Annotated in this window: 14 protein-coding genes; 5 read left to right on the top strand and 9 right to left on the bottom strand. The window is 69.9% G+C overall.

Annotated elements, in window-relative coordinates:
- Window positions 1-16: 16 nt before the first annotated feature.
- A complete protein-coding gene (locus ACWGKT_RS16050; protein WP_453274088.1) occupies window positions 17-190 on the bottom strand; it encodes a hypothetical protein in 174 nt (57 codons plus the stop codon).
- A gap of 78 nt (window positions 191-268) precedes the next feature.
- Between ACWGKT_RS16050 and ACWGKT_RS16045 the strand changes: the two genes are divergently transcribed.
- Together ACWGKT_RS16045 and ACWGKT_RS16040 are read left to right on the top strand one after the other, a co-directional pair.
- Window positions 269-1,435 carry a 4-hydroxybenzoate 3-monooxygenase gene (locus ACWGKT_RS16045; RefSeq protein WP_453274203.1) on the top strand — a complete coding sequence of 389 codons (1,167 nt, stop codon included), beginning with the start codon at window positions 269-271 and terminating at the stop codon, window positions 1,433-1,435.
- 53 nt (window positions 1,436-1,488) lie between these two features.
- A complete protein-coding gene (locus tag ACWGKT_RS16040; protein WP_453274087.1) occupies window positions 1,489-3,156 on the top strand; it encodes a methyltransferase in 1,668 nt (555 codons plus the stop codon).
- A 113-nt stretch (window positions 3,157-3,269) separates the two neighbouring features.
- Here the strand turns inward: ACWGKT_RS16040 and ACWGKT_RS16035 are convergent, their stop codons facing one another.
- The 6 genes from ACWGKT_RS16035 to ACWGKT_RS16010 form a co-directional block, all read right to left on the bottom strand.
- Window positions 3,270-3,734, bottom strand: a complete 465-nt coding sequence (locus ACWGKT_RS16035) for a hypothetical protein (RefSeq protein WP_453274086.1) — start codon at window positions 3,732-3,734, stop codon at window positions 3,270-3,272.
- A gap of 140 nt (window positions 3,735-3,874) precedes the next feature.
- Entirely contained in the window at window positions 3,875-6,055 is a 2,181-nt protein-coding gene (locus tag ACWGKT_RS16030; protein WP_453274085.1) for a thiamine pyrophosphate-dependent enzyme, read from the bottom strand.
- Window positions 6,052-7,605 carry an aldehyde dehydrogenase family protein gene (locus ACWGKT_RS16025; RefSeq protein WP_453274084.1) on the bottom strand — a complete coding sequence of 518 codons (1,554 nt, stop codon included), beginning with the start codon at window positions 7,603-7,605 and terminating at the stop codon, window positions 6,052-6,054. Before ACWGKT_RS16025 ends, ACWGKT_RS16030 begins: the two co-directional genes overlap by 4 nt.
- A 29-nt stretch (window positions 7,606-7,634) precedes the next feature.
- On the bottom strand, window positions 7,635-8,975 hold the full coding sequence (lat, locus tag ACWGKT_RS16020; protein ID WP_453274083.1) for an L-lysine 6-transaminase: 1,341 nt from the start codon (window positions 8,973-8,975) through the stop codon (window positions 7,635-7,637).
- Between the two features lie 253 nt (window positions 8,976-9,228).
- Window positions 9,229-11,379 (bottom strand): protein kinase domain-containing protein, encoded by a 2,151-nt coding sequence (locus tag ACWGKT_RS16015; protein WP_453274082.1) that lies wholly within the window; start codon window positions 11,377-11,379, stop codon window positions 9,229-9,231.
- A gap of 166 nt (window positions 11,380-11,545) precedes the next feature.
- Complete coding sequence (locus ACWGKT_RS16010; protein WP_453274081.1) at window positions 11,546-11,674, bottom strand: hypothetical protein; 129 nt, start codon at window positions 11,672-11,674, stop codon at window positions 11,546-11,548.
- A gap of 78 nt (window positions 11,675-11,752) precedes the next feature.
- On the opposite strand from ACWGKT_RS16010, the gene ACWGKT_RS16005 reads away from it, so the two are divergent.
- Window positions 11,753-12,193 (top strand): DM13 domain-containing protein, encoded by a 441-nt coding sequence (locus ACWGKT_RS16005; protein ID WP_453274080.1) that lies wholly within the window; start codon window positions 11,753-11,755, stop codon window positions 12,191-12,193.
- A gap of 76 nt (window positions 12,194-12,269) precedes the next feature.
- Window positions 12,270-12,710 (top strand): DUF6086 family protein, encoded by a 441-nt coding sequence (locus ACWGKT_RS16000; RefSeq protein ID WP_453274079.1) that lies wholly within the window; start codon window positions 12,270-12,272, stop codon window positions 12,708-12,710.
- 71 nt (window positions 12,711-12,781) lie between these two features.
- On the opposite strand, the gene ACWGKT_RS15995 is transcribed toward ACWGKT_RS16000, so the two are convergent.
- Both ACWGKT_RS15995 and ACWGKT_RS15990 read right to left on the bottom strand, forming a co-directional pair.
- Complete coding sequence (locus ACWGKT_RS15995; protein WP_453274078.1) at window positions 12,782-13,510, bottom strand: DNA alkylation repair protein; 729 nt, start codon at window positions 13,508-13,510, stop codon at window positions 12,782-12,784.
- A gap of 72 nt (window positions 13,511-13,582) precedes the next feature.
- Window positions 13,583-13,921 carry an iron chaperone gene (locus ACWGKT_RS15990; RefSeq protein ID WP_356146781.1) on the bottom strand — a complete coding sequence of 113 codons (339 nt, stop codon included), beginning with the start codon at window positions 13,919-13,921 and terminating at the stop codon, window positions 13,583-13,585.
- A 138-nt stretch (window positions 13,922-14,059) separates the two neighbouring features.
- Between ACWGKT_RS15990 and ACWGKT_RS15985 the strand changes: the two genes are divergently transcribed.
- The gene (locus ACWGKT_RS15985; protein ID WP_453274077.1) at window positions 14,060-14,863 is read left to right on the top strand and encodes an SDR family NAD(P)-dependent oxidoreductase; all 804 of its coding nucleotides are present in this window, start codon (window positions 14,060-14,062) and stop codon (window positions 14,861-14,863) included.
- Window positions 14,864-14,886: the final 23 nt, after the last annotated feature.

Raw genomic sequence — 14,886 nt, 5'->3', positions numbered from 1 at the left:
ACCGTCCAGGCCCGCCTCAGTGCTGGGGGCGGGCCCCGGCGACTGTGATCCCGACGTGCTCATCGGCGTCGGCGCCCGCCGCGTCGAGCTCCACCAACCACTCGACCTCATCCGCGAAGTCAACCACCTCACGCAGCTCCGAATCCGCTGATTCAGATGCGTTGCATACATTCGGGTGATCTTCGCCCATCGATGCATTTTTCCGTGGTTAAGATCCGCTTCTGTGACAGAAAGTCAGAGCATCCGAGTGGCCGAGGACACAGCAGATGTGATCATCCTCGGCGCCGGACCGGCCGGGCTGGTGCTCGGCAACCTCCTCCACGCGAGCGGCATCGATTGCGTCATCCTGGAGCGTGCCGGCCGCGCGCACATCCAGACCCGGGCGCGTGCCGGCTTCCTCGCCGCGAACACGGTGCGGCTCCTGGACCGACACGGTTTGGCCGAGGGCCTGCACCGGCACGGACACGAGCACAGCACCTGTGAATTCCGTACCGAGAACGGCCGTTTCCGCCTCGACTACGGCAGCCTGGGCCGGGGTGAGCGGCACACCGTCTATCCGCAACAGGACCTGGTCACCGATCTGTTGACGCAGTTCGTGAACGCCGGCGGACGGATCCGCTTCGAAACCGAGGCGTTGGCCGTACTCGGAGCGTACGGCGCTCAGCCTTCGGTCACGGTGAGAGAGGCGGACGGACGCCCCGACCGGTGGCGGGCCAGATACGTCGCCGGCTGCGACGGCCGGCACGGTGCGGCCCGGCGTTCGCTCCCGCCCGATGCGGTGCGCCGCCATCACCGCGACCACGGTGTGTCCTGGCTGGGCCTGCTCGCCGAGGCGCCGCCGAGCCTGGACGCCGTGGGCTATGCGGTCAACAGCCGAGGTTTTGCCGGGCACATGGCGCGTACCGACGACGTCACGCGGTACTACCTGCAGTGGGACCGGGACCGTCCGGCCGGCGAATGGTCCCAGGAGCGGCTCTGGGACGAACTGGAGCTGCGGATGCGCGCGTCGGAGTACGGGCCGCTACGGCGGGGGCGGATCGTCCAACGCGGAGTCGTCGCCCTGGAGTCGGACGTACTCGAACCGCTGCGTCACGGATCGCTGTTCCTGGTGGGCGATGCCGCGAGCGTGATCAGCCCGTCCGCCGCCAAGGGCGCCAACCTCGCGGTGCTGGAGGCGGAGATCCTCGCCCGCGCCCTCGTCGACGACCTCGCGCACGGCGACGGCGAGGGGCTCGCCGACTACTCGGCACGGTGCCTGGAGCACATCTGGCGTGCGCAGGACTTCTCTCAGTGGATGATCCGGCTGCTGCACAGCGTGCCCACCTCGGACGGTGCCGCGCAGTTCGACGCCTGCCTGCGGCGTGCGCGTATGGAATCGCTGCGCACCTCGCGCAGCCAGCAGGACTGGTTCGCCGAGCACTACGTCGGCGTATGAGAACCGCACCACCCAAGTACGGGAATGGGGAACCCTTCACGATGATGACGACGATGCCGGGCGATGCGACCCGCTTGCGCACGGCGGTCGAGTTCGTCAGGGAACAGGACACCGCAGGCCTGCTCTCGCTGCTACTTCCTGGCCTTGACGGCGTGGAACTGCGGGCGCTGGTGGACCGATGCCGCTTCGCGCACGCCGCGCTGCTCGTCTTCCCTCCCGATCCGCAAGCGCTCCATGCTGTGCTGACCGACTGCGGGCTGGCCGCGGATGCGCCCTCGCTGCCGAGCGTCGTCGTCCGGGATCGGCTGGCCACCCGGCACACACGCGACGCGGCGGAACTGGAGGTAAGGATTCTGCGCCCCGCGGTGACCGGTCCGGACGGGGAACACCGCACGGTCGAGGTGTTCTCGCTGACCGTAGCGCCCGGCTCGCCACTGGCCGACATCGCCGAACATGAGCGCGCCCTGCAGCACGAGGCGCACCTCGCCTTCGAGGTCGTACGTCCGGATCCGCTGGTGTTGCGCGGCCTGTGCGCGGTCTTCGCGCGGCACGGCGCGATCCCCGACGGCGGGGGTTACAACCCGCACGAGGACGGCACGGTGTTCTACTTCGCCGCCCCGGCCGACTCGAAGGCCGGGTACCAGCGCGTGGAGCTGTACGCACACGGCGATCACCGGGATGTGTTCGCCGCCCACCTCGACGAGCACCGTGCGCGGCAGCCCGCCGAGGCACTCTTGCGTCTGATGACCGGAGCGTGGACGACCCAGGCCCTGGCGGCCTTCGCTCAACTGCGGGTGCCCGACGCCATGGACACGGATCGCGGGGTCGGTGTCGAGGCCCTGGCGCAGGTGGTGGGCGCCGACCCCATGAATCTGGCGACGCTCCTGCGGTATCTCGCGATGCTGGGCGTGGTCACGGAAGACGCGGACGGTTTCCGGCTCTCCGGGCTCGGCGCGCTGCTGCGCGCGGACGTGCCGGGTTCGATGCGGCCCCTGGCACTGATGTACGGCGGACCGTTTTACCAGTCCTTCGCCGGGCTCGGACACACGGTGCGGACGGGGCAGGTCGCCTTCGACCACCACTTCGGCGAGAACCACTTCGACTACTTCGCCCGACACCCCGAACTCGCGGAACCGTTCGACCAGTCCATGGCCGCCGGCTCGCGCATGTTCGAACCGCTGCCCGTCCACCCCGTCGTCCTGGCCGCGAACCAGGCACCCACCCCTCGGACGGTGGTCGACGTCGCGGGCGGCAACGGGGAACTGCTCGGCCGCATCCTCGCCGCGCACCCAGGCCTGCGCGGCGTTCTGCTCGAACGCCCCCACGTCATCGAAGCCGCCCGTCAACTGCTCGACGCCGGCGGCTACGGCGACCGGTGCACGTACCAGGCCGGCGATTTCTCGGACGTACCGCCCGGCGGGGACATCTACATTCTTTCCCGCGTGCTGCACGACTGGGACGACGAGCGCTGCCGCGAGATCCTGCGCCACATCTCGCACGCGATGCCCGCCCATGCCGACCTCCTCATCGTCGAGCGCGTACTGCCCGCCGACGGTTCGGCCTCGCTCGCCACCTCGTGGGACCTCCACATGATGTGCAACGTCGGCGGCCGCGAACGCCGCGCCGACCACTATGCCCAGCTGCTCGGCGACGCCCAACTCACCCTTGTCGGCTCCTCGCCACTGCCCCTGGACGGCAGCGTGCTGCACGCCCGCAAGTAGGCGGCCAGGGCCGAAGCTTGTCAGGCACGCACGGCCCGCCCGGATCATCCGGGCGGGCCGTTCCCCTATGGCGAGGCGCGGGGGATGCCGCAGGCTTGCACCAGCCGACGGGGCTACGACGCGGTGGTGAACACCACGACGGAGTCGGCGCCCACGGTCAGCGCGTGTCCGCTGGTGAAGTTCGTCGTCAGTGTGCCGACCTTCGTGGGGAAGCCGTTGGCGTCGGTGCTCGGGGTGGCTCCGTCCGTGTAGAGGTACTTGTTGACAGTGATGGACCCGGTCGGCTCGCTCAACCTCACGGTCTGGGCGACGGACGTGCGGTTGACCAGGGCGAACGTCCAACCACCGCCGGGCAGTTGAGCGGCCAGCACGCGCACACCCGTCGGCTGGGCCGGCGCGTGGATGGTGGACCCGGTGGGCAGGTACCGGGTCAGCAGACTCCAGGTGTAGAACCACGGACGCAGCGCCGTCGAATGGGCCGACACCTTGCCGGGGTCTTCGCTGCCCCTCCCCCACGTCCCGCAGAAAGTGGTCGAGGCATAGCCGTCGCACTGGCCCGCCCCACCGGTCGAGGGCATCCGTGAAAGCACGGAGGTCCGACACGGGTCTGGGTCCGCGAACTCCCCCTGCTGTGCCGGGCCGTCCGCTGTCTGCACAGGCTCAGGGACAGGCACAGGCACAGGCACAGCTATGTGCGGCGCGGCGCATGCGGGCGCGCTCAGAGCAGTTCGCCGGCGGCGTGCTCGACGTCGGCCTCGGACACGAGGACCAACTGCGCCGCGTTCCCCAGCGGGATGAAGCTGTCGGCACTGGCGACACGTCGGACGGCGCCGGTGAATCCGGCATCGACCAGGGCGGTGACGACTCCCTCGGACACGCCTCCCGTACGGCGGGTCTCGTCGACCACGAGGACGCGTCCCGTCGCACGAGCCTCCCGTAGCAGGTCGTCGACCGGCAGGGGTGCCAGCCAGCGCAGGTCGACGACCCGGCACGCGATGCCCTGCCGCTCCAGCCGGCGGGCGGCTCGAAGCGAGATGGGCAGGCCGTTGCCGAACGTCACGAGGGTCAGGTCCGTGCCTGTGCCGTAGGTGCGTGCCCGACCGATCGGCACGTGGTCCGCGGGTGGCGGGTATGCCGCGAGCCAGGCGTTGTCCCCCTCCGCGTGGAGGTCTCGCGTGTGGTAGAGCGCGATCGGCTCCAGGAAGGCGCTGACCGTTCCGTCCACCTTCCCGGCCGCCACGCACGTGCGGAGCATCGCGGCGGCGTCGTCGGGGCGGGACGGGGAGGCGATGACCAGACCGGGAATGTCACGCAGGACGCCCAGCGCGTTGTCGTTGTGGAAGTGACCGCCGAACCCCCGCTGGTAGCCGTAGCCGGCGACGCGGACCACCAGGGGGTTGCGGTACTGGCCCTGGGAGAAGAACTGAATCGTGGCGGCCTCGCCGCGCAGTTGGTCCTCGGCGTTGTGCAGGTACGCGAGGTACTGGATCTCCGCCACCGGCAGCAGCCCGGACAGCCCCGCCCCCAGCGCGAGACCGAGGATGGCCTGCTCGTCGAGCAGGGTGTCGAAGACCCGGGCCGTACCGAAACGCCGCTGCAGCCCCCGAGTCAGTCCGTAGACCCCGCCCTTGCGGCCGACGTCCTCGCCGAAGACGACCATCTCCGGGTGGCTGCCGAGCAGGTCGGCGAGTGTGTGGGTGATGGCCTGGGCGACGGTGACGGGCTCGCCGACGGGCACGGTGGGTGGTTCGCTCGTACGGCGTGCCGCGGCCGCCACGCGGTCGGGACGGCGGGGTGCGATGGGGGCGGCGATCTCCGCGGCGGTGGTCAGGGGTTCGCTGTCGAGGGCCTCCTTGGCAAGGGCGAACACCCGTCCGCCCACCTCGTCGTATCGCTCGAGAACCTGCTGCTGGGTGAGGACGCCGGCAGTTGTGAGCAGCCGGGCGGTGGCGAGCAGCGGGTCGCGTCGCAGATCCGCGTCGACTTCGGAGGGCAGCCGGTAGGCGGCTTCGGCGTCCGAACCCGCGTGGCCGAGGAAGCGCACCATCGACAGGTGCAGGAACGCGGGTTGCCGGTGCTTGCGGACGTGGGCCGCAGCCTCGCACGCGGCGTCGAAAGCGGCTGACGGATCACACCCGTCCGCGGCGAAGTAGGCGAGGCCGGGCCGGTTGCCGTAGGCGCGCCGCACCCAGTCGTGCGGTGTCGGCACGCTGATCCCCAGGCCGTTGTCCTCGCAGACGAACAGCACCGGCATCGGAAGGCCCTGGTAGGCCGCGTGGCATGCGCTGTTGATGGCGCCGGCCGCCGTGGAGTGGTTGACCGAGGCGTCGCCGAAGGAACAGCAGACGACGGCGTCGTCGGGCCAGGCGCACTCTGTTCCGAGCCGCTTGGCCCGGGCGATGCTCCACGCCACCCCGACCGCCCGGGGCAGGTGGGAGGAGATGGTCGACGTCTGCGGGACGACGGCCAGTTCGCGCCGCCCGTACACCTTGTGCCGTCCACCGGCGATCGGCTCGTCGGCCCCTGCGGCAACCCCCAGCAGCATGTCCCTGACCGCGTCGACGCCACCGGCCTGCCGGGCGCGGGCGCAGTAGAAGGCGCCCGACCGGTAGTGCAGCAACGCCGGGTCGGTGGGGCGCAACGCGAGGGCGACCGCGGCGTTGCCCTCATGCCCGCTCGATCCGATGGTGTAGTAACCACGGCCCTGTTGCTGCATCCAGCGCGCGGCGGCGTCGGCGTGCCGACTCTCCAGTTGGGCGTAGAACAGGTCCAGGGCGGTACGGGTGTCCAGAGCGGTGCGGGTGCCCAGCCCGTCGCCGGGACCCGCCGCGTGGTCGGGAGACCGAAGACCGGCCACTTCCTCGCGGAAGTGCCGGTCCAGGTCCTCGACGCCGCTCACAGGCGGAAAGCCATGTCGGGTTCAAGCGTGGCCACGTCCATCTGCGCCTTCTGCAGACGGCCCGAGTAGTCCCAGTTCATCGACTGCCAGCGGGTGAACTGGTCGAGCACCCACTGCCCCGACTGGCGACTGCCGTTGCCCGACTTGCCGTTGCCGCCGAACGGAAGGTGCGCCTCGGCGCCGGAGGTGGTGTTGTTGACGCTGACCATGCCCGCGGAGATGCCGCGCCGGAACGTCCACACGTCGTGCGGATCGGTGGTGTAGATCGCGGCGGACAGGCCGTATCCGTGGGCGTTGGCCAGGTCGAGGGCCTCGTCGAAGTCCCGGTAGGTGATCACTCCGACGATGGGGCCGAAGGTCTCGGTGAGGAACAGGTCGTCGTCGCGGCGCACGCCGTCGACGATCACCGGGTGGTAGAACATGCCCGCTTCGGGGTCCCCGACGAAGCCCTTGCGCGGGTTGTCGGCCGTGATCCGCCCGACGCCGTCGGAGCCGTACGTCCGGTGGTGGTCCTTGATCCACCCGAGGAAGGTCTCGTAGCGCTCCGCGAATCGCTGGTCGAGCATCGGGCCGTAGAGGACGTCCTCGAACGCGTCGCCGATCCGGGCCGCGCGGCTCGCGGCGTCGAAGCGGGCGAGGAAATCCTCCTTCACCGACTCGTGCACGATGAGCGTCCCGAGGGAGGTGCAGCGCTGCCCCGCGGTGCCGAATCCGGAGAACAACGCCCCCTCGGCGGCCAGGTCGAGGTTCGCGCTCGGGGTGACCACCTGGGGGTTCTTGCCGCCCAGCTCCAGGCACGGGGTCTGCAGATGGCTTCCGCACAGGGCCCCGATCTTCTGGCCGACGAGCGTGGACCCCGTGAAGCCGACCTTGTCGACCAGCCCTGCCCCCAGGGAGGCCTCCAGACCGGCGTACGTCTGCTCCCCGTCGGCGAGTACGAGGTTGAGTACGCCGTCGGGCAGGCCGCCTCCGTGCACGAACAGCTCGAAGAGGGCCTTGGCGCTCGCGGCGGCGTACTCGGCGGGCTTCCACACGACGGTGTTGCCGGTCACGAGCGCCGGCACGAGGTACCAGGCGGGCACGGCCACGGGGAAGTTGCCCGCCGTGATCACCGCGACCGCGCCCATGGGATTGCGGAAGGTGAACAGCTGCTTGTCGGGCATCTCCGAGGGCACCGTCTGCCCGTACAGCCGGCGGCCTTCGCCCAGGAAGAAGTCGCAGGTGTCGATGATCTCCTGGACCTCGCCGAGCGCCTCCGCGTACGGCTTGCCGATCTCCTCGGTCACGATGCGGGCGAGCCGCTCCTTGTTGGCTTCGACCAGTCGGCCGATCTTGCCGATCGCGGATCCGCGCACCGGCGCCGGGATGTCCGCCCAGGATCGCTGAGCCGCCTTCGCGGCCTTGGCGGCCTCGACGAACGTGGCGGCGTCCCCGAGCGAGACCTCGGTGACCAGCTCGGCGGTACGGCCGGGATTGGGGCGCTGAAGAGTCCCGCCGGGAGCACCGGCGACCAGGCGGCCGGCGACGATCGAGGCGACGGAACGGGCCATGACTTTGCTCCTTGTCGGCAGGTACGGGGTCAGTGCAGACCGGCCAGGACCCGGTCGAGGGCCCGCAGGGCGATCCCGAGGTCGTCCTTGGTGATGGACAGGGCGGGGCGGAAGCGGACCGTGCGCTCACCGCACGGCAAGGCGATCACCTGTTCCTCGGTTCGCAACCGGCGTACCACCTCGTCGCGGACGCCGCTGTCGGGCAGATCGAGGGCACTCATCAGTCCGCGCCCCCGCGAGTTGGAGGCCACCGGTGCGTGTCGGACCTCCAGATCACGTAGCTCGGCCAGGAACCACGATCCCACGGCAGCGGCATTGCTCACCAGGTCGTCCCTCTCGATGATCTCCAGGATGCGGCGGGCCCGGACCATGTCGACCAGCCCGCCGCCCCAGGTGGAGTTGATCCGCCCGGAGACCCGGAAGACGTTGTCGGGTACCTGGTCGACCCGGCGGCCGGCCATGATGCCACCGAGCTGGACCTTCTTGGCGAATGCGACGATATCCGGCGCAAGGCCGAGTTGCTGGTAGGCCCAGGTGGTGCCGGTGATCCCCACCCCGGTCTGCACCTCGTCGAGCACGAACAGCGCGTCGTACTCGTGGCAGAGCGCCTGCATCGCCTGCAGGAACTCCGGGCGCATGTGGTTGTCGCCTCCCTCGCCCTGGATCGGCTCGGCGATGAAGCAGGCGACGTCGTGCGGGTTGTCCTCGAACGCCTGCCGCGCCTGTGCGAGGGACCGCCGCTCGGCCTCCTCGACCTCGGCGAGGTGGCGCTCAAGGGGGAACCGCACGGCGGGAACGTCGATGCGCGGCCAGTCGAACTTCGGGAAGCGAGCCGTCTTGTTGGGCTCGGTGTTGGTCAGCGAGAGGGTGTAACCGCTGCGGCCGTGGAACGCCCGCCGAAGGTGGAGCACCTTCGTGCCGAGTTCGGGTGACCGGCCCGCGGCCTCGTTGCGGCGGCTCTTCCAGTCGAACGCCACCTTCAGTGCGTTTTCGACGGCCAGCGCCCCGCCCTCGACGAAGAACAGCCTGGGCAGTTCCGGATCACCGAGCACCCGGGCGAACGTCTCGACGAACTCGGCGTAGTGCGTGGTGTAGATGTCGGGGTTGGCGGGCTTGTTCGCCGCCACCTGGGCGAGCAGGGTCATGAACTCCGGATCGTCCACGATGCCCGGCGCGTTGAGCCCCAACGGAGCAGACGCGAAGAACGAGTAGAGGTCGAGGAACCTCTCACCGGTACGCGCGTCGACGATCCACGAGCCGTGACTGACGAGCGGGTCGAGCACAAGTTTGAAACCATCGGTCAGCACATACCTGCCGAGCCTCTCGTGCACCTCGTCCGGGTGGACCGTCGACACCGCAGCAACCGTCATGGAGGCACCTACTCTCGATCATCGTTCACCGAATAAATTTCGTTGAATGCGAGAAGCAGCGAAAGTATTTTAGGTACGTCGCAACAGTAGCCACAAGAGTTCGTTCAACGGTGGATGCTCGAAGAAAAATCTGACCCGCCATGGCGAGGCCGCCGACGGGCACGCGGAGCTACCGGCCTCGGCCCCGGCCGGCCTTTGTGATCATCTCGCGGACCCTCCCCGTTGCGGCTCCACGCGACGGCGGCCCGACGCCTCACCGCCAGGAGGGGTGGCCCTCCGGCACGCTCCCGGTGGTCAGCTTGCGCTCGCCCGTACCGTCCGCGCGGATGGCCCAGATGGCAGGTGTGTCGAAGGGCCCCCGGACGAAGGCCACCCACTTGCCGTCCGGCGACCAGACCGGGTCCATCTCCTGGGCGTCGGTCTGCACCAGCGGTCTGTCGCCCGTGCCGTCAGTCCTGACGACGCGGATGTCTCCCCCCGTCCCCACGCCGGGCGCACCGGCGGTGTAGGCGAAGTACTTGCCGTCCGGGGACCAGACGGGGTCGAGTGCCCGCCGGGACTGGTGGGTCACTTGCCAGGGTTCGCTGCCCGGGTTCGAGGGATCGACGAGGTGGATCTGCCAGCCCGACGTCTTCTGCAGGCAGATGGCGATGTGCTTGCCGTCGGGGGACCATGCCGGGTCCTCCACCTTGCCGGTGCCGGTGGTCAGCTGCTGCACGGAGCGGTCGGAGACATTCACGACGAACAGCTGCTGCACTCCGTCCTGCCGACCGAGGACGGCCAGTTTCCTGCCGTCCGGGGACCAGGACACCCGGCCGCCCGAGATGGCGGCGATCCGGCGGACACCGGTGCCGTCCGCGTTCGCCGTCCATACGGCCGATCCCTGCGACGAGTTGCGCGTGAACGCGAACGACTCGCGGTCGGGGGCCCATTGCGGCAGGACGTCGCAGGTGCCGTCGATCAGCTGTTTCGGGTTGTCCGTGGTGGAATCGCGGCGGCCGATCACGCTGTGGCACGTCGACGATCCGGGATCCGTGTCCATCCGGACCAGCAGCGGGGCGTCGGGAAACGCGGCGGGGGTCGAGTGCCGGGGCGACGGCGAGGAGCCGCTGGCACTGGCGCCGCCCTTGCCGGAGCCGGCCCAGGGCTGCCACACGAGCAGTCCCGCGGCGGCCGCCACGGCCACCAGCACCGCCACGGCGACCGTCGCGCGGCGCTTGCGCCGGGACTCGGAGTCGCCTGCCGGTCCGGTGTCGCCCACCGCTGGCGTGCCGCCCACCGGTCCGGGTCCGCCGGGCGGAACGGGGCCGCCGGGCGGCTGTCCGGGGCCGGGGCCGAATCCCGGCGCGGGTCCGAAGGTGGAGCCCGGCGCCTCGGCGGGTGCGTGCGCGGATCCGAAGGTGGAGCCCGGCGGCGACTGGACGGTCCGGGGTTGATGGGACGCGGCCGTCCCCTCGGTGACCGTCGGCGGGGCGGACATGGCCATACGCGGGTCGGTGGGCGCGGCCGCGGGGCGATCCGTCGGTGCGAAGTACGTCGCCGGATTTTGGCTCCGTACGAGCGCGGTGGCCTCGGCGGGCAGCCAGACGCCGTCCGGCGGATGGTGGACCGTCAGGAGATTGAGGAAGTCCAACGGACCGGGGCGGTGCCGCGGATCCTTGGCCAGGCAGGCCGCGACGAGCCCGCGCAGCTGGTCGGGGACGCCCGTGAGGTCCGGCTGTTCGTGGACGACGCGGTAGTGCCGGGCCGCCGACGCCCCGTACCCGAAGGGAGCACCCCCGGCCGCCTGGCTGAGCACGACACCCAGGGCGAACATGTCCACCGCGGGAGTGAGCGCGCCCCCGGTGAGCTGCTCCGGCGCGAGGAAGCCGGGGGTGCCGATCTGGAACCCGGTCTGCGTGAGGGCCGTACCGTCGAGGGCCCGCGCGATGCCGAAGTCGATGACCCGGGGACCGTCCTCCGCGATGATGATGTTGGCGGGCTTCAGATCGCGGTGGATGACCCCGGCCTGGTGTATGGCCGCCAGCGCCTCGGCGAGGCCGGCGGCCAGCACGGTGAGCGTGTCCATCGGGAGGGGGCCCACCTGGTCGAGCACGGCCTGCAGCGTGGGTCCGGGTACGTAGGCCGTCACCAGCCAGGCCGGCACGCCCTCCGGGTCGGCGTCCACGACCGGCGCGGTGTGGAAGCCGCCGACGCGGCGCGCCGCGGCCACCTCTTGGGCGAACCTGCGCCGGAATCCCGGTTCCGTGCTCAGCTCGGGCCGTACGACCTTGACGGCCACCGCCCGCCCCGACCGCGACCGGCCGAAGTACACGACGCCCATGCCGCCCTGGCCGAGCCGTCCGACCAGCCGGTACTTGCCGTCCCCGACAGAGGCGGGATCACCCGCTTCGAGCGGCTTCATGACTCCCCCATCGCACCTGCGGCGTGGCTACGGGAACTGCTCACCCCGGCCCCCCAAGGCTGTCAAGCGGCCCTCATCGGCCGCAAAACTCCCCAATCCCGGCCATCAGTCTAGATGCTCCGCTCACGTCGTCATTGAGTCGGATCGGTTGATTACATGCTCGTTGTCAGGCCGTGATCGAGGCCTCGCAGGCGCGCCGGCTGACGGCCGCCGCACGGGGCGGGCGGGTGGAGGCCGCGCAGGAGTCGCGCTCGGTGCGCACCTGCCGGCAGGCGGCCGGGGTGTCGCAGGTCATCGGCCTCCGACGGCCGGTCCTGCGGTCCTGTCAGCGCGGAGGCCCTGAGCTACTGCGGCAAGAGCGCCGCCCGTCGCGGTGGATGAGACCGTTCACGACAAGCTGCCCGGAGCGGCGGCTCCGTCCGTCCCTGGGGCGTCCCAGGACTCAGCCGTCGCGCTCAAGACCTTGGCCACCGGCACGTTCATCAGCCATGAGCACACCACCAAGGGCACGGTGAAGATCATCGAGCTCGCGGACGGCTCCCGCACCCTCCGCCTGGAGGGTCTGGACACCAGCAACGGACCCGACCTACGCGTCTGGCTGACCGACGCGCCCGTCAAGGAGGGAGTGGGCGGCTGGCGCGTCTTCGACCACGGCGCGTACGTCAGTCTCGGCAAGCTCAAGGGCAACAAGGGCGACCAGAACTACGCCCTGCCCGCGGACGCCGACCTGGACAAGTACTCCAGCGTCAGCATCCGGTGCAACCGCTTCGACGTCTCGTTCGGCGCCGCGGAGCTCTCGAAGGCGGCCGCGTAGGCGGGACGAAATACCGGCGACGGTGGTGATCCAACTGGCTACGCTGACCTGTCGTGATCAACTGAAAGGTGCCGCGATGAGTCAGTACTTCGACATGGGCGACGAGACCCTGTGGAACCCGTCCAATGGGGCTGCCCGTTTGTTCGAGCGCCAAGTGGCCGTCTTCGAGGCGGAGTTGGAGCTGACTTCGGGCATCGGGCCCATGGAGAACGACGAGTGCCAGATCGACCCCGTGGCCTTCGAGACCTTCGTCAACGCCCTACTGGCTCAGCATCGTAGAACGAGCCACACCATCATCCTCGCGCTCTCCGAAGGCTTCACCGCCACCGTGCTCGCTCTTGCAGAGCGCGCCGGAATCAGGGTGGACTGGGCACAACTGGGTGCCACCCCGACAGGCCCACTCCAAGACGTGCAGGTTTCCGCCGCCACAGGAATGTCCGCGCCGACCGCAGGGGACTCCTGGGGCGCGGGATTGCGTGCGAAGGCACGGGAGTTGGAGCAGCGCATGCCCCGCTGAGCAGCAGCCGCGTGCAACGGCCCGATCGCTGTCCCCACGCACTGTCGGACGCCGCCTCCGGACGCCGCCGCTCAAGCCACCGGCTTGTCGTCCTGGCGGCGCACCATCTCGGCGATCCAGATGGGCGCGAACGGTGACGTGCAGCCCGGGGAGGTCGGGTAGTCCTTGAGCACCTCCAGGCGCTCACCGATCTCGATTGCGCGGGTGCGGTGCTCGGCGTGTTCGATCCCGATCTGGGCCAGGCAATGGTTCATCGCCCACTGCAGGCGATCCGGAGCGTCTTTCATCTCCGCCTCGATGACGTCGAGCAGTCCTGCGAGGTCGAGGCCCTCGGGTTTCTTCGCCACGCGTTCGGTGGTCAATGCCCAGCCGGCACTCGCCACCACGGGATCCGGGTCGGCGGACCACGTCAGGCGCAGGTCTTCGGAATGCGGGTTCTTCTTCACCACGTAGTTCACGAGCCAGTCGTGCACCTTGGGCTTGCGCGACTCGCGCAGCATGGCGTCCAACTCGTGACGCTCGAACGCCTTCGGGCGGCAGATCAGGATCGCCAGCAGCCTCGCCGCGGTGTCGTCCGTCTCCCAGAGCCGACACGCGAGTTCCTGCTGCGTCTTCAGCCGCTTCGCGAGCGCACGCAGCTTGCTGAGGTTCACACCATGATCGTCGCCGTGTTTCTCGTTCACCTGGCGTGTCTTCGGGTCCTCAAGCTCGGCCAGCTCGGCCATCACCTGGGCAACCGTCGTCCCGGTCAGCGCCGTACCGGCCACCTCAGCCTCCTGTCCACACGTGCGCGATTCCATCCATGACGGAAGTCGGCCCCCTGTCGTATGCGCCGCTTCGGCGGCAATCGGAGCACTGAAGCCACGCGTCGTTCAGGCTTCCAAGGCGGCTCGCGCCAGGTCGCGGAATTCATCGTCCGGGATGGAAGCGGCGTCCTCCGGCCGTAGCCGGATGGTCGACTTGCCCGAGATGAGCGCGGGGTGGCGGGAAGCAAAACCGGCGTCGCGACCATTTTGCCCGTAGAGCGACACCCCGTGTTGCCACGCGCCGACGTGGAGCCTGCGTTTACCGACCTGATAGGTCGGCATCTTGTAGGAGATGATCACAGCCGCTTGGGGCTGGGCCTCCAAGATCAGCCGGTGCAGCCGGTCGAACAGCGGGCGGTGCTCGGCGGGAATGGCGTCGATGTAGTCCCTGACTTCCTTGTCCACCACCACAGTGTGGCCCACCACTGAGCGCTTTCCCACTACCGCCTGCCTACCGGCGGACCCAAGACCCTCCCCCTGGTCAGCAGCCGCCTATTTGGCATTAACTGCCAGGTAGGCAGTGACTGTACTGAGGAGAGAGCCATGACAGCCGTCGACTACCACGGCCAGACCACCCTGATCACCGGCGCCAGCGCGGGTCTCGGCGTCGAGTTCGCCCGCCAGCTCGCCGCCCGCGGCTCCGACCTGGTGCTGGTAGCCCGCCGCAAGGACCGCCTGGAGAAGCTGGCCGCCGAGCTGCGCGGGCACCACGGGATCGAGGTGCACGTGCTGGCGCTCGACCTGGCCACCGGAAACCCTGGGCAGGCGCTGATCGAGCAGCTGGAACCACTCGGCCTGCACGTCACCAGCGTGATCAACAACGCCGGGTTCGCCTCCTTCGGTGCCTTCCACCAAGCGGATCCGGAGCGGCTGCGCCGCGAGATCGCCGTCGACGTGACCGCCGTGGCCGACATCAGCCGCGCCTTCATCGAACAGCTGCGGACGGCCGGCCGCGGGGTGCTGGTCAACGTGGCGAGCATGGCCGCCTACCAGCCCAACCCCCGGATGGCGATCTACGGGGCGACCAAGGCGTTCGTGCTTAGCCTCACCGAGGCGCTGTGGGAGGAGTCCCTCGGCACCGGCCTGCGGGTGCTGGCCCTCTCCCCCGGCGCCACCCGTACTGAGTTCTTCGACGTCGTGGGCACCGACCGGGCCGCCGGCGGGACCAAACTCGCCTCCCCCGCCGATGTCGTCCGCACCGCCCTGGCCGCCCTCGACCGCCGGAATCCGCCACCCAGCGTCATCGCGGGACGCATGAACCGGGTGATGGCAGTCCTCGCCCGCCGTCTGGCCACGCGCCGGCAGGTCATCCGAGCCGTCGGCCGACTCACCGCCGACCAGGCGTGACGAAGGGCGGAATGGCTGTGGTC

It is taken from the genome of Streptomyces sp. NPDC054794 (genome assembly GCF_053611585.1).
The sequence above is the reverse complement of the archived record's forward strand: the minus strand, read 5'-3'. Positions and strand labels throughout refer to the sequence as shown.